This is a genomic window from Cyanobium sp. Cruz CV13-4-11, assembly GCF_024346055.1.
GTDB lineage: Bacteria > Cyanobacteriota > Cyanobacteriia > PCC-6307 > Cyanobiaceae > Cyanobium.
Genome location: NZ_JAGQCH010000003.1, coordinates 124277 through 138275, shown reverse-complemented (window position 1 = coordinate 138275; position 13999 = coordinate 124277). Strand labels below are relative to the sequence as shown.

Below are 13999 nucleotides of genomic sequence, written 5' to 3'. Positions count from 1 at the left end.
GGAGTGACCACCCTCCCCTACGACTACCTGATCGTCGGCTGCGGACTGTTTGGGGCCACCTTCGCCCGGCTGGCCACCGATGCAGGCAAGCGCTGCCTCATCATCGATCGCCGGCCCCACATCGGCGGAAACTGCTACACCGAGAACCAGGAAGGCATCAACGTCCATCGCTACGGAGCCCACATTTTCCATACGAGCAATAAAGCCGTCTGGGCCTTTGTAAACCGGTTCGCCGACTTCAACAACTACATCAATTCTCCCAAGGCACTCTCCGGAGGGAAGCTCTATTCGCTTCCCTTCAACATGAACACATTTTATGAGCTCTGGCAAACCCGCACGCCCGTAGAAGCCAGGCAGAAAATCGACTCCCAACGGTTTCACGGTGAACCGACCAACTTGGAGGAGCAGGCCCTATCCCTGGTGGGCAAGGACATCTACGAGACCCTGATCCGCGACTACACCCGCAAACAATGGGGCAAGGACCCCTGTGAGCTGCCGGCCTTCATCATCAAACGGTTGCCGCTGCGCTTCACCTACGACAACAACTACTTCACCGACCGCTACCAGGGCATCCCCATCGGCGGCTATACGGCCCTGTTCAAAGCCATGCTGGAGGGCATTGAGGTTCGCCTCAACGTCGATTTCCTCGACGACCGGACCCAGTTGATGTCCCTGGCCAGGACGGTGGTCTACACCGGTTGCATCGACCAGTATTTCAACTACAAGCTCGGCCGCCTGGAGTACCGCTCCCTCGACTTCGAGAACAGCATCGAAGAGCAGGAGAACTTCCAGGGGAATGCCGTGATCAACTACTGCGATACCCGTGAGCCGTTCACCCGCATCATTGAGCACAAGCATTTCGAGGCGGCAAACTCCCCCGTCACGTTGATCACCAGGGAGTATCCCAAGGCCTGCAGCGGCGACGCCATTCCTTACTACCCGGTCAACGACCCTGCCAACCAATCGCTCTATCGCCGTTACCAGGAGCTGGCCCAAGGCGCCGATAACGTGATGTTCGGCGGACGGCTCTCCGAATACAAGTACATGGACATGCACGTGGTGATCGAATCGGCGATGAACCGGTTCCGCAGCGAAACCCGTCAGCCGTCGGCCTGAATCAATCCGCCGCCGAGCAGCACGTCGCCGCAGTAGAACACCGCCGCCTGGCCCGGTGCCACAGAGAACTGGGGCTCGGCGAAGTCAAGCCGGGCCCGGTGGGGCCGATCGGCGGCATGGTCGGCGGCCGTTGCCGCCAGGGGCGTGAGCAGGGCCCGCTCCGGCAGGCTCCGGTATCGCACCTGGACCTCCATCTTGATCGGTCGGTCCGGCGCGGCGATCGAGACCCAGTTGATGGCGCCCACCACGCAGTCCTGCCGAGTCGCCTCCCGGCGGGGGGCCACCACCACCCTGTTCATGGCGCCATCGAGGCGCACCACATGCAGCGGTTCGCTCCAGGCCACCCCCAGCCCCTTGCGTTGTCCGATCGTGAAATGCTCGATGCCGTCGTGGCCGCCGAGCACCGTGCCATCGGTCAGCACGATCTCGCCCTGGCGCGGCGGCAGGTAGGCATCGAGGAACGCCCGCATCGAACCGTGGTGGTCGGCCAGGCAGAGGTCCTGGCTCTCGGGCTTCTCGGCGGTGCGCAGGCCGAGGCGTGAGGCCTCGGCGCGGGTCGCTGCCTTGGTGAGTTCACCCAGGGGAAACACCAGCCGGCCCAGCACCGCCTGGGGCAGGTCGTAGAGGAAATAGCTCTGGTCCTTGAGGGGATCCAGGCCCCGCAACAGCTGGTGGCGGCCGGCCCCGTCCCCTGGCAGGCTCTGGCCGTCGGCGGCGCCAGCGGGCCGCTGCCGGGCGTAGTGGCCGGTGGCCAGGCGGCTGAGGCCACGCTCCGCGGCGGCCCACTCCAGCATCGGTCCGAACTTGACGGCCCGATTGCAACGGGAGCAGGGCAAGGGGGTGAGACCCTCTCCGTAGCCCTCCACCAGAAACCCGACGATCTGCTCCTGAAAACGGACGCGGCTGTCGACCACGTGGTGGGGCACCCCCAGCTGGTCGCAGATGCCGGCCGCGTCCACCAGGCCCTCGGCGCAGCAGGAGCCCTTGCCACTCATCAGCCACAGGGTGAGACCTTCCACCTGCCAGCCGGCGGCCACCAGCAGGGCCGCTGTCAGGGAACTGTCCACGCCGCCAGAGAGTCCCACGGCCACCCGCCGCTCGCCGGGCCAGGCGCCCAGGCGTGCCAGCACCGCGGCCACCTCGGGGGAGACGGTGCTGGGCGAGGTGGCGGAGACGGGGCTCAAGGATCCCGGTGGGTGGAAGGAACGGATCGCTCCATCATGGGAGAGCACTGCTCGGGCCGACGTGGACTTCCGGCCGATGCCTGACTCCTGGCCTTCGCTGGATGCCGACCACCTTCTGGTGAGCGGCACCGCGATGGCGGCCATTGAGCAGGAGCTGTTCGCCAGCGGCCTGCCGGTGGAGGCCCTGATGGAGAAGGCGGCCCTGGCGGTGAGCCGCCGCCTGCAGAAGCGGCCGGGCCGGGCTCGCCACGACGGCCTGCTGGTGCTGGTGGGGCCGGGCCACAACGGCGGCGATGGGCTGGTGGTGGCCAGGGAATGGCATCTGGCCGGAGGCCGGGTGCGGCTCTGGTGCCCCTTCGGGCGGCTCCGCCCCCTCACCGAGGCCCACCTGCGCCATGCCCGCTGGCTGGGCCTTCCCCTGCTGGAAGACCCTCCGGACCCCGCCGATCCGGCCCTATGGGTGGATGCCCTCTTCGGCATCGGCCAGCACCGCCCGGCCGGTGACGCGATCGAAACCCTGCTTGGGGATCGCCAGAGGCTGCGGCCCGGCGCCCTGGTGGCCATCGACGTCCCCACCGGACTGGACGCCGATGACGGGGCCCTGCTCGGCACGGTGGCCGCCACCGCCTCCACCACTTACTGCATCGGCCTGATCAAGCGGGGCCTGGTGCAGGATGCCGCCCTGCGCTGGGTGGGGCAGCTGGAGCGGGTCGACCTTGGACTGCCGCCCGCCCTGCTGGGCCAGCGGTCCGCCGATCCGCTGCTGGGCCTGATCGCCGCTGACCGGGCCTCGGCCCCCTGGCCCATGCCGGATCCGGCCGCCGGCAAGTACGGACGGGGGCGTCTGCTGGTCATCGCCGGCAGCAACCGCTTCAGGGGGGCCGCCCACCTGGCCCTGGCGGGCGCCACGGCCTCCGGATGCGGCAGCCTGCGGGCTGCCCCGCCACAGGAAATCGCCCCCCAGCTCTGGCAGGTCCATCCCCACGTGGTGCTGGAGCCGGGCCTTGGCGCCACCCCCGCCGGCGGCCTGGCCCTGGGGGATCTGGGTGAGGGCTGGCTGGATCGGCTGGATGCGGTGCTGCTGGGTCCGGGCTTGGGCGGGCTGGGCAACGCCGGTGAGCCGGTGGCGGCGGCTGGCGAAGCCCGGGAACGGCAACGCTGGCAGGAGCTGGCTGACTTCAAGGGACTGCTGGTGCTCGATGCCGATGGCCTCAACCGCCTGGCGGCCATGGGCGCCGACTGGCTCCAGGGCCGCCGGGGCCCCAGCTGGATCACCCCCCATGCCGGGGAGTTCCGGAGGCTGTTCCCCGATCTGGCCCCGCTGCCCCGGCCAGAGGCGGCGCTGGCGGCGGCCCGCCGCTGCGGCGCCAGCGTGCTGCTCAAAGGAGCCCGCAGCGTCGTGGCGGCCCCCGACGGGCGCCGCTGGCAACTGCTCTCAGCCTGCCCTGACGCCGCCAGGGCCGGGCTGGGTGATGTGCTGGCCGGCTACGCCGCGGGGCGGGGGGCCATGGCCCTGGCTGCCGCTGAACGGCGGCCCGACGAGGCGTCCGGCGCCGATGGGGTTTGGCTGGCCGCGGCGGCTCTCGACCATGCCCACGCCGGTCAACACTGCCGGGACCGCATGGGTCCCGGGGGCGTGACGCCACTCGCGGTGGCCGAAGCCCTGACCCAACGAGATCCTGCAGCGACCGATGGGGACCCGCGCTGAAGATCCAGGGCTGGACAATCAGGGAAATCAAGGCCACTTTCCGATCTGGCAAGCCCTGCCTTACCCCTTGCATCAACTCAGAAATCAACCCTTTGCCCATCCAAACGAAGTCAATCGCCACAGAAAAGCAATTGTGTGTGGTTTCACAAGCAATGGCTTAAAAGTTATCCCAGACACTTTCCGTCCTTGCCAACTAGTAGAGAATTTAGTGAAATACTCGTGGGCGCCACTTCGCCCCCCCCCCCCCCCCTATGACCGCCTCTGCTGTCACGACGAGAAGGGAGGGCTCCAGCCGCAGAGGGGGTGATTCCATCACCTGGTATCTCACCTCGATCGGCAGGGAGCCACTGCTGACCCCAGCCGAAGAGATCGAGCTCGGCAACCAGGTGCAGGCGATGATGCACCTGGTGGAGGAATCGAAAGCAGGATACTCCGTCCAGGAGACCAAGACGATCAAGGTCGGCCGTCGCTCCAAGGAGCGGATGATGCGCGCCAATCTTCGGCTCGTGGTGAGCGTGGCCAAGAAGTATCAGGGCAAGGGACTGGAACTGCTCGATCTGATCCAGGAGGGCTCCCTCGGCCTGGAGCGCGCCGTCGAGAAGTTCGATCCCACCCGGGGCTACAAGTTCTCCACCTATGCCTTCTGGTGGATTCGCCAGAGCATGACCCGGGCGATCGCCTGCCAGTCCCGGGCCATCCGCCTGCCGGTTCACCTCAGCGAACGGCTCACCACGATCCGCAAGGTGAGCCTGGAGCTGGCCCACAAGCTCGGCGCCATGCCCAGCCGTCGGGAGATCTCCGAGGCCATGGCCATTCCCGTCGAGGAGCTCGACTCCCTGCTGCGCCAGGCGCTCACCATCTCCAGCCTGGATGCCCCCATCCATGCGGAGGACGGCCGCAGCTTCCTGGGGGACCTGATCGCCGATGGCTCCACCGAGGAGCCGCTGGATCGCATCGAGCAGGGCATGCACCAGGAGCAGCTGGCCGAGCTGATGGGCCACCTCTCGGCCCAGGAGAAGGAGGTGCTGGCCCTCCGCTTCGGCCTCGACGGCATGGAGCTTCACACCCTGGCCGAGATCGGCCGGCAGCTGGATGTCTCGCGGGAGCGGGTGCGGCAGATCGAACTCAAAGCGCTGCGCAAGCTGCGCACCCTCTCGAACCGGGCGACTCCACTCATCTGAAGATCTCAGGAGCGGGTGAGCCCCCTTCGACCGAGCCATCGTCGCCAGGCCGACTTGAACACTGCTCCCGAACCGATCCTTGTTAATCTTCAGTGATCAATTTCCCAGGACGGCACCTGGGTGATTCCTGGAAAGCACCGACGGGCTGAGGCGGCATGACCACTGATGACATCATGAACAGGCCATGGCGGCCGGTGGAGATGCGCCAGCGACCCTGGGCACCAGAATTGATTAGAACCTGCGAGAGACACAAGTTATACTATCATCAATCAACATGTCTTGCCAAAAGGTCAACAATCACAATCATGCCTCCAACAAGACCACATCACTGCAGCATCGGGCCAACAATCCATCCGATCAGCCATCCCATGATCTGCCTTCCAGGAATGATCCGATGAAAAGGGTGACCATGGGTGGGGCATCGCATCCAGCAAAACGGTGTGTCATTAGCCTTGCCATTGGACGGAAAGGCCTCGCCCAATCGCTGGAGAGGCTGGAGGAGAGCCTGACGAGAGTTCGCTTCAAGGGCGATTTTCTGGCTTGGAACGAGGAATTGCCACTCCGTTCACCCACACAGTTTGAAGCTCCAATGGCTTTCAAGACTTTTTGCTTTTTAGAGGCCAGAAAACGTGGCTACGAAGAGATACTTTGGATGGATGCAACGATCGTCGCCCTTCGCCCAGTGGAGCCAATATTCCAAACTATCAATGAGCACGGGTACGTAGCCTTTTGCAATAATTATGGCCAGTCTCTTGGGCAATGGTCCAGCGACGAAGTATTACAACACCACTGCATCAGTCGTGAGGAAGCGATGAAGATTCCCGAGATTCCCACCTCTGTGATTGGAGTGAACGTACGCCACGAATCTGGCATTCGTTTTCTTGAAGCTTGGCATGCCCTCAACACAGACGGGCTGACTTGCAGAGGAGGCAGGACGCCGATCACGACCCTCGATGAGCACTACGCTATCGCTTGGAATAAGGGAGGCTGCATCTCCTCGGATCCACGTGTCGGCGGCCACCGTTTTGATCAGACAGCCGCAGGAATCATCTTCCACCAACTCGGTATGCGCCCTAATGAGGATAGTCTCAGGGATATCCACCATAAAGAAAGAGCGATTGAGAGAGAAACTATTCTCCTTCACCACCGTGAGTTCAAAGAAGAAATCACACCTCTCAATGCCATTTATCGCAAGGTGTTCTTTACGATGCCTTATCTGGATCCCCTCAGGAGCAAAGCCAGACGATTGATAAGATTCGTCCGGCGAGTCCGTCGCCCGCCGTCCTGACTTTCGAACTAACCCTGCGCCGACGGAGGGTCAGTCCTCCGCCCAGATGTAGCGGGTGAGCTCACTGCCATCGGGCTCGGGGGCCGCCAGGGCGAACTCGACGCAGTCGGCCACTTCGGCATCGATCTCCCTGTCGATCTCCCTGAGCTCCTCAAGTGAGGCCAGGCCCTGCTCGACCAGGCGGCCGGCCAGCTGCTTGATGGGATCACGCTTGGCCCAGAACTCCTTCTCGGCCGCTTCGCGGAGCTCGTCGGGATCGGCCAGGGAATGGCCGCGGAAGCGGTAGGTGAGGCACTCCAACAGGGTGGGGCCTTCCCCAGCCCTGGCCCGCTCGATGGCCCGCTGGGCCGCGGCCCTCACGGCTAGCACATCCATGCCGTCGACCTCCTCGCCGACCATGCCGAAGCCCGCCGCCTTGCGCCAGATCTCCGGCTCGCTGGTGGCCCGGTTGTGGTCCATGCCGATGGCCCAGCGGTTGTTCTCGACCACGAACAGGATCGGCAGCTTCCAGAGCGCGGCCATGTTCAGGCATTCATAGAACTGGCCGATGTTGCAGGTGCCGTCCCCGAAGAAGGCCGCGGTGACCGCATCGCTGTCGGCCTGGCCGAGGGCGTCACGCTTGTAGCGGCTGGTGAAGGCCGCCCCCAGCGCCACGGGAATACCCTCGCCGATGAACGCATAGCCGCCGAGCAGATGGTGCTCGCGGGAGAACAGGTGCATCGAGCCGCCCCGCCCCTTGCTGCATCCGGTGGCCTTGCCGAACAGCTCGCTCATCACCTCCCGGGCCGGCACGCCGCAGCTCAGGGCATGGACATGGTCGCGGTAGGTGCTGCAGAACCAGTCGTGCTGGAGCCGCATTGCCCGGATCACCCCGGTGGAGACCGCTTCCTGACCGTTGTACAGATGCACGAAGCCGAACATCTTGCCGCGGTAGTACATCTCGGCGCACTTGTCCTCGAAGCGGCGCCCCAGGGTCATGTCGCGGTAGAGCATCAGGCCCTCGTCCCGGCTGACGCTGGCCCGCTCGGCCGGATACAGGCCCTCAAGCCGCACCGCATGGCTGCCGGCCTCCTCAGAAGACGCGGCGGCCCCAGGGCTGGCGGGCTGGGCTGCCCGCGCCGCGGTCAATTCCTGAGTCATGGCAGGAAGGCGATGCGATTCGTAGCCATGACTGTACGGGGTCCGTTCCCTGGTGACAGTCAAAACCACTGCCTCTGACTACAGTCGCGCCCCAGCGTCATCATCGGATTGGACCTGCCGATCGATCATTTCCGCTTGCTGGGCGTGCCTTCGTCCGCCGATGCCCAGGGGGTCCTGCGCACCCTCCAGTCGCGCCTGGACCGTCTGCCCCACGGAGGGTTCAGCCCCGAAACCCTGCAGGCGCGTGCGGAGTTGCTTCGGGCCAGCGCCGACCTGCTCTCCGATGCGGATCGGCGCGCTGCCTACGAGGCGGAACTGACGAGCCTGGCCAACACCGACGGCACCCTGCAGCCGGCCCTGGAGATCGCCACCGCCCGCCAGGTAGGCGGACTGGTGCTGCTGATGGAGGGGGGCCAACCCCTGGAGGCCTTCGAGCTGGCCAGCCGCTCGCTGCAGCCTCCCCAGTCACCCACCCTCGGCAGCGGCCGCGAAGGCGATCTCACGCTCCTGGCGGGGTTGGCCTGCCTCGCGGCCGCCAGCGAACTAGAGGAGCAGCGCCGCTTCGAAGCCGCCGCCCGCACCCTGGAGCAGGGTCTGCAGCTGCTGCAACGCCTTGGCAGGCAACCCGACCTCAGGGAAGCCATGCACGCCCAGCTGGAACACCTCACGCCCTACCGGGTGCTCGACCTGCTGAGCCGGGACCTGGTTGCCGGTGTCGAGCGGCAGGAGGGCCTGGCGTTGCTGGAGCAACTGGTGCAGCGGCGTGGCGGGCTTGAAGGCGATGGCGATCCCCAGTTCCCCAGCCAGGATTTCCAGCCCTTCTTCCACCAGATCCGTGCCTTTCTCACGGTTCAGGAGCAGGTGGATCTGTTCAGCCGCTGGGCGGCCAGCGGCTCCGATGCCGCCGACTTCCTGGCCACCATCGCCCTGACCGCCTCCGGATTCGCCCAGCGCAAGCCCGAGCGCATCGCCGAGGCCAGACACCGTCTGCAGCGCAGCGGCCGGGAGGGGATCGAACCGCTGCTGGCCAATCTGCACCTGCTGCTGGGCGAGGCCGATACGGCGCGGTCCTGCTTCGACCGGGGCGCCAGCCAGGAGCTGAAGGACTGGGCCGCCGGCAAAAGTGCCGACCCCCTGGGTCAGCTCTGCGCCTATTGCAGCGACTGGCTGGTGCGGGATGTGCTGCCGGGCTACCGGGACCTCGAAGCCGAGCCTGATCTGGTGGCCTACTTCAGTGACCGCGACGTGGTGGCCTACGTCGAGCGGGAGGACCAACGCAGGGGCCGCGCCTACCTCCCTTCCCCGGCAGTCGCTGAGCCTGCCGAAGCCTCCTCCTTCCCTCCCTTCGACGACCTCGGCCTGGGAACGCTGGCGCCGCCCGCGCCCCTGAGCCTCGATGGAGATGCCGCCGGCGGCTTCGCCCCTCTCCCTGCAGCCGATGCCGAAACGGATCCCGATGACGACGGGGAGCTAGATGACGACGTCCCCCTGCGCTGGCCACTGCCCCCGAGGCCCTGGCTGCTGGGGGGCGGCGCCGCCCTGCTGCTGGTGCTGGCCGCTGCCTGGGGGCTGCGGCAGCGCCAGAGCTCGCCGCCACCGGCGCCGGCACCGCCGGTCACCGCCCCGGCTCCAGCTCTGAAACTCTCTCCGAAACCCTCTCCGAAACCCGCCCCTACGCCTGTGGTCGGGCTGCGCATCACCCCACTCACCGTGAGCCGTCCCGATGCGTCCCAGGTGCGCCGCCTGCTGGAGAACTGGCTGACGGTGAAGAGCGGCGTCCTGGCAGGCGAACCGATCCCTCAGGACCTCGATCGCATCGCCCGGGAAGGGCCGATGGCCCTGCTCGCCAGGGAGCGCCGCGACGATGCCGCCCGGGGCCAGACCCAGAAGCTGGAGGTTCAGATCATCGATCTCAGCCTGTCGGAAAGCGGCCCCCAGCGCCTCGTCGCCATCGCCCGGCTCCGCTACAGCGACCGGCGCCTTGACGCGAATGGGACGGTGCTGGAGACCACGGCGCCCTTGGAGCTGCGCAATGGTTATGTATTCGGACGCGACGGCGACAGCTGGCGCCTGGCGGCCACCCAATCTCTCAACTGATGTTCGACGAACTCTCCCAGCGCTTTGAAGACGCGGTCAAGGGACTGCGCGGCCAGGCGGCCATCTCGGAAACGAACGTCGACGGCGCCCTCAGGGAGGTGCGACGGGCGCTGCTGGAGGCTGACGTGAGCCTGCCGGTGGTGAAGGAATTCGTCGAGGAGGTGCGGCGCAAGGCCGTAGGGGCCGAGGTGGTGCGGGGAGTGAGCCCGGATCAGAAGTTCATCCAGCTGGTGCACGAGCAGCTGGTCGACACCATGGGGGGCGCCAACGCGCCCCTGGCCCGGGCGACGGACGGGCCCACCGTGATCCTGATGGCCGGTCTGCAGGGGGCCGGCAAGACCACCGCCACCGCCAAGCTGGGCCTGCACCTCAAGGAACAGGGGCGGCGTGCCCTGCTGGTGGCCGCCGATGTGTACCGGCCGGCCGCCATCGACCAGTTGCAGACCCTGGGCCGCCAGATCGGCGTGGAGGTCTTCAGCCTCGGCAGTGACGCCAAGCCGGAAGCGATCGCTGCCGCCGGCGTGGCCAAGGGACGGGACGAGGGCTTCGACACGGTGCTGGTGGACACAGCCGGCCGGCTCCAGATCGATGCCTTGATGATGGAGGAGATGGTCAGGATCCGGGAGGCGGCGGCCCCGGATGAGGTGCTGCTGGTGGTGGATTCGATGATCGGCCAGGAGGCCGCCGAACTCACCCGCGCTTTCCATGAGCAGGTGGGCATCACCGGCGCCGTGCTCACCAAGCTGGATGGCGATTCCCGCGGCGGGGCGGCGCTCTCGATCCGCAAGGTCAGCGGTGCGCCGATCAAGTTCATCGGTACCGGTGAGAAGGTGGAAGCGCTGCAGCCGTTCCACCCGGAACGGATGGCGAGCCGGATCCTGGGGATGGGCGATGTGCTCACCCTGGTGGAGAAGGCCACCAAGGAGGTGGAGCTCGCCGATGTGGAAAAGATGCAGCGCAAGCTGCAGGAAGCCAGCTTCGATTTCTCCGATTTCGTCCAGCAGATGCGCCTGATCAAGCGCATGGGCTCCCTGGGCGGGCTCATGAAACTGATCCCGGGGATGAACAAGATCGACGACGGCATGTTGCGGCAGGGCGAGAGCCAGCTCAAGCGCATCGAGGCCATGATCGGATCGATGACCGAGGCCGAGCGCCGCCAGCCCGAACTGCTCGCCTCCCAGCCCTCCCGCCGTCGCCGCATCGCCGCCGGCAGTGGCCACACACCGGCCGACGTCGACAAGGTTCTCAGCGACTTCCAGAAGATGCGCGGCTTCATGCAGCAGATGAGCCGCGGTGGCATGCCAGGGATGCCTGGGATGCCCGGGATGGGTGGCTTTCCGGGGATGGGCGGGATGCCGGGGATGGGGGCTCCTGGTGGCCGCGGCGGCGGCAAGCCACCCAGGCCCCCCAAGCCGGCCAAGAAGCGCAAGGGGTTCGGCCAGCTGTGAACCGGCCTGTAGGATTGGGGGCTGCATTTCGAGCACCCTTTTCCAGATGATCAAGCTCCGGCTGAAGCGGTTCGGCAAGAAACGGGAAGCGAGTTTCCGTCTGGTGGCCACCAACAGCACCTCCCGCCGCGATGGCCGTCCGCTTGAGGAGCTGGGCTTCTACAACCCCCGCACCAAGGAAACGCGCCTGGACACCGAAGCCATCCGCCTGCGCCTCGGCCAGGGAGCCCAGCCCACGGATACGGTTCGCACCCTGCTCGAGAAGGGCGGTCTGATCGAGAAGACCGTCCGGCCGGCCGAAACAGTCGGCAAGGTCAAGCAGGCCGCCGCCCGCGAGGCCGCCGCTGCCGCCGCCATCAAGGAGGCGGCAGCCGCCAAGGAGGCCGCCGCCGCCAAGCTGGCTGAAGAAGCGGCCGCGGCGGCCGCTGCCGAAGTCGCCGCCGCCGAACCAGCTGCCACCGAGGCCTGAGCGAACTCTCCTCCACGTTTGCCCTCCCTGACAGCGGCGCCGCCGTTGCCCTGGCGGGCATCGATGGGGCCTCCCTGCGGCGGCTCGAAGCCCTCACCGGTGCGCAGATCGTCCTCAGGGGTCTCGACCTTCAGATCCGGGGCCGCAGCTCCCAGGTGGAGCGGCTTCAGGCCCTGATCCAGCTCCTGGAGCCCCTGTGGCAACGGGGCGAGCCCATCGGCCCGGTGGACATCCAGGTCGCCCTGACGGCCCTGGACACCGGACGCTCCGAGCAGCACCGCAGCATGGGCCTCCAGGTGCTGGCCACCAGCGTCACCGGCAGGCCCCTGCGGCCGCGAACCCTGCGCCAGAACGGCTACGTCGAGGCGATCGAACGCCACGACCTGACCCTGGCCATCGGCCCGGCCGGCACCGGAAAAACCTTCCTGGCCACGATCCTGGCTGTGAGGATGCTGCAGGAACGCAAGGTGGAGCGGCTGATTCTCACGCGTCCGGCGGTGGAGGCGGGCGAACGGCTTGGCTTCCTGCCCGGTGACCTCCAGCAGAAGGTGGATCCCTATCTGCGCCCCCTCTACGACGCCCTCCATGGGCTGCTGGGCCAGGAACGCACCACCCAACTCCTGGAGAAGGGGGTGATCGAGGTGGCGCCCCTGGCCTTCATGCGCGGCCGCACCCTGGCCGATGCCTTCGTGATCCTCGATGAGGCCCAGAACACCACCTGCGCCCAGATGCGGATGGTGCTGACACGGTTGGGGGAGAACTCCCGCATGGTCGTAACGGGGGACACCACCCAGATCGATCTGCCCCCGGGCCAGCTGAGCGGCCTGGTGGAGGCGGAGCAGGTGCTGCAGGGGGTGGAAGGCGTGGCCATCTGCCAGTTCACCGATGCGGATGTGGTGCGCCACCCCCTTGTGCAGCGGCTGGTGCAGGCCTACGCCCGCCGCGATTCCCGCCTACCGGCCCCCCCAGCCAGGAGGCGGATGGATGGCACCCCCGCCCGCTTGGAACCATGAACAGCGCTGAACGACTGCGCATCCCCGCCCAGATCGCGGTGGCCGCTCTGGTGGCCTACCTCCTGGGTTTCTGGTTCACGAGCCTGTTTCCGGGCTACCTGCCCAAGATCGGCGCCCTCTGGTCGGCGATCTCCGCTGTCGTGGTGACCCAGCTCACCCGCAAGGATGCGGCCTCCTCCGCCTCGCTGCGGATTCTGGGGTCGGCGATCGGCGCCATCACCAGTGCGGTGTACCTGACGCTGCTCCCTTTTCACCCCCTCGGCATGGCGGCGGCGATCTTCGCCACGGTGATGATCTGTGCGGCGATCAACGTGCCAAGTCATGGCCGTCTGGCGGCGATCACGGTGATCGTTGTGATGGTCACCGGCAGCCTGGATCCGTCCCTGAGTCCGGGTCTGAATGCCCTGCTGCGCTTTCTGGAATCCTGCATCGGCACGGGTGTCGCGCTGCTGGCGGTGTGGCTCTGGCCCGGATCCCGCAGCCAGCCCGGGGGCAACGCCTGAAGCCTGGCTGCCTGACGGGCCTGCATGGGGAGATCCGAACCGGCCTCCTCGCCGTAACCCTGGAGTCGCTGGCAAGATAGATCAAGTTTGAAATGCGAGTGCCATGCCGGCCAGAAGCAATTTCCAGGAAGCGATCCGCGAAGCCCAGTCCAGCGCCCTGATCGGACCCAACGTGGTCAACAAGGCCCTCCCCTACGTGGGTGGTGGCATGGTGCTCACCGCTGGTGGTGTCCTTGGTGGCATGTCCCTGATGGCCAGCGCGCCGGCCCTGTTCATGCCCCTGTTCTGGGTGGCCCTGATCGGCAACTTCATCCTCTTCTTTGTGGCCCAGAACGCCGCCATGAAGGGCAACGCCGGCACCGCCTTGCCGATCCTGACGGCCTACAGCCTGATCACAGGTTTCACCCTCAGCGGCATCGTGAGCTACGCCGTGACGGCGGCTGGTGTCGGCGCCGTTGGCACCGCCGCCCTGGCCACGGGCATCACCTTCGTGATCGCCTCCTTTTTTGGCCGCCGGATGAGCGACAACGTCGGCCAGGCCCTCAGCGGAGTGGTGGGTCTTGGCATCATCGGCCTGGTGATCGCCATGGTGGTGCAATTGGTGGGTGGCCTGTTTGCCCCGGCCATCTTCACTGGAGGTGGTTTCGAGCTGATGATCGCCGGCTTCGGCACGGTGATCTTCGTGGGAGCGGCCTTCGTCGATTTCTACACGATGCCGCGTACCTACAGCGACGACCAGTATCTGGCCGGCGCCCTTGGCATGTATCTCACCTACATCAACCTCTTCATCTTCATCCTGAGGCTGATCATTGCTCTTCAGGGCGGCGGTCGGCGCGACTGAAGTATTCAGCC

Annotated in this window: 12 protein-coding genes; 10 read left to right on the top strand and 2 right to left on the bottom strand. The window is 66.5% G+C overall.

What is annotated here, in order from left to right; genetic code table 11:
• Positions 1 to 3: 3 nt before the first annotated feature.
• On the top strand, positions 4 to 1116 hold the full coding sequence (glf, locus tag KBZ12_RS03720) for a UDP-galactopyranose mutase (RefSeq protein ID WP_254956401.1): 1113 nt from the start codon (positions 4 to 6) through the stop codon (positions 1114 to 1116).
• Here glf and mnmA read toward each other — a convergent pair.
• Entirely contained in the window at positions 1101 to 2255 is a 1155-nt protein-coding gene (mnmA, locus tag KBZ12_RS03715) for a tRNA 2-thiouridine(34) synthase MnmA (protein WP_254956505.1), read from the bottom strand. The genes glf and mnmA overlap by 16 nt on opposite strands.
• Before the next feature lie 121 nt (positions 2256 to 2376).
• Here mnmA and KBZ12_RS03710 point away from each other — a divergent pair, with 121 nt between their 5' ends.
• The 3 genes from KBZ12_RS03710 (at position 2377) to KBZ12_RS03700 (ending at position 6477) form a co-directional block, all read left to right on the top strand.
• Positions 2377 to 4008, top strand: a complete 1632-nt coding sequence (locus tag KBZ12_RS03710) for an NAD(P)H-hydrate epimerase (protein ID WP_254956399.1) — start codon at positions 2377 to 2379, stop codon at positions 4006 to 4008.
• Positions 4009 to 4259: 251 nt separating this feature from the next.
• Positions 4260 to 5189, top strand: a complete 930-nt coding sequence (locus tag KBZ12_RS03705) for a sigma-70 family RNA polymerase sigma factor (RefSeq protein WP_254956397.1) — start codon at positions 4260 to 4262, stop codon at positions 5187 to 5189.
• Positions 5190 to 5583: 394 nt separating this feature from the next.
• The gene (locus KBZ12_RS03700; protein WP_254956395.1) at positions 5584 to 6477 is read left to right on the top strand and encodes a hypothetical protein; all 894 of its coding nucleotides are present in this window, start codon (positions 5584 to 5586) and stop codon (positions 6475 to 6477) included.
• A gap of 30 nt (positions 6478 to 6507) precedes the next feature.
• Here KBZ12_RS03700 and pdhA read toward each other — a convergent pair whose 3' ends face one another.
• Positions 6508 to 7617: a pyruvate dehydrogenase (acetyl-transferring) E1 component subunit alpha gene (pdhA, locus tag KBZ12_RS03695; RefSeq protein ID WP_254956393.1), complete on the bottom strand. Its 1110-nt coding sequence runs from the start codon at positions 7615 to 7617 to the stop codon at positions 6508 to 6510.
• 144 nt (positions 7618 to 7761) lie between these two features.
• Between pdhA and KBZ12_RS03690 the strand changes: the two genes are divergently transcribed.
• From KBZ12_RS03690 to KBZ12_RS03665, 6 genes are all read left to right on the top strand, one after another.
• The gene (locus tag KBZ12_RS03690) at positions 7762 to 9714 is read left to right on the top strand and encodes an ARC6/PARC6 family protein (protein WP_254956391.1); all 1953 of its coding nucleotides are present in this window, start codon (positions 7762 to 7764) and stop codon (positions 9712 to 9714) included.
• A complete protein-coding gene (gene ffh / locus KBZ12_RS03685; RefSeq protein ID WP_254956390.1) occupies positions 9714 to 11162 on the top strand; it encodes a signal recognition particle protein in 1449 nt (482 codons plus the stop codon). The genes KBZ12_RS03690 and ffh overlap by 1 nt, the downstream gene beginning before the upstream one ends.
• Positions 11163 to 11208: 46 nt before the next feature.
• Complete coding sequence (gene rpsP, locus KBZ12_RS03680) at positions 11209 to 11631, top strand: 30S ribosomal protein S16 (protein WP_254956389.1); 423 nt, start codon at positions 11209 to 11211, stop codon at positions 11629 to 11631.
• Positions 11628 to 12644: a PhoH family protein gene (locus KBZ12_RS03675; protein WP_254956503.1), complete on the top strand. Its 1017-nt coding sequence runs from the start codon at positions 11628 to 11630 to the stop codon at positions 12642 to 12644. Before rpsP ends, KBZ12_RS03675 begins: the two co-directional genes overlap by 4 nt.
• Positions 12641 to 13147: an aromatic acid exporter family protein gene (locus tag KBZ12_RS03670; RefSeq protein WP_254956388.1), complete on the top strand. Its 507-nt coding sequence runs from the start codon at positions 12641 to 12643 to the stop codon at positions 13145 to 13147. Before KBZ12_RS03675 ends, KBZ12_RS03670 begins: the two co-directional genes overlap by 4 nt.
• A 103-nt stretch (positions 13148 to 13250) precedes the next feature.
• The gene (locus KBZ12_RS03665; RefSeq protein WP_254956387.1) at positions 13251 to 13988 is read left to right on the top strand and encodes a Bax inhibitor-1 family protein; all 738 of its coding nucleotides are present in this window, start codon (positions 13251 to 13253) and stop codon (positions 13986 to 13988) included.
• The last annotated feature ends 11 nt before the right edge of the window (positions 13989 to 13999 follow it).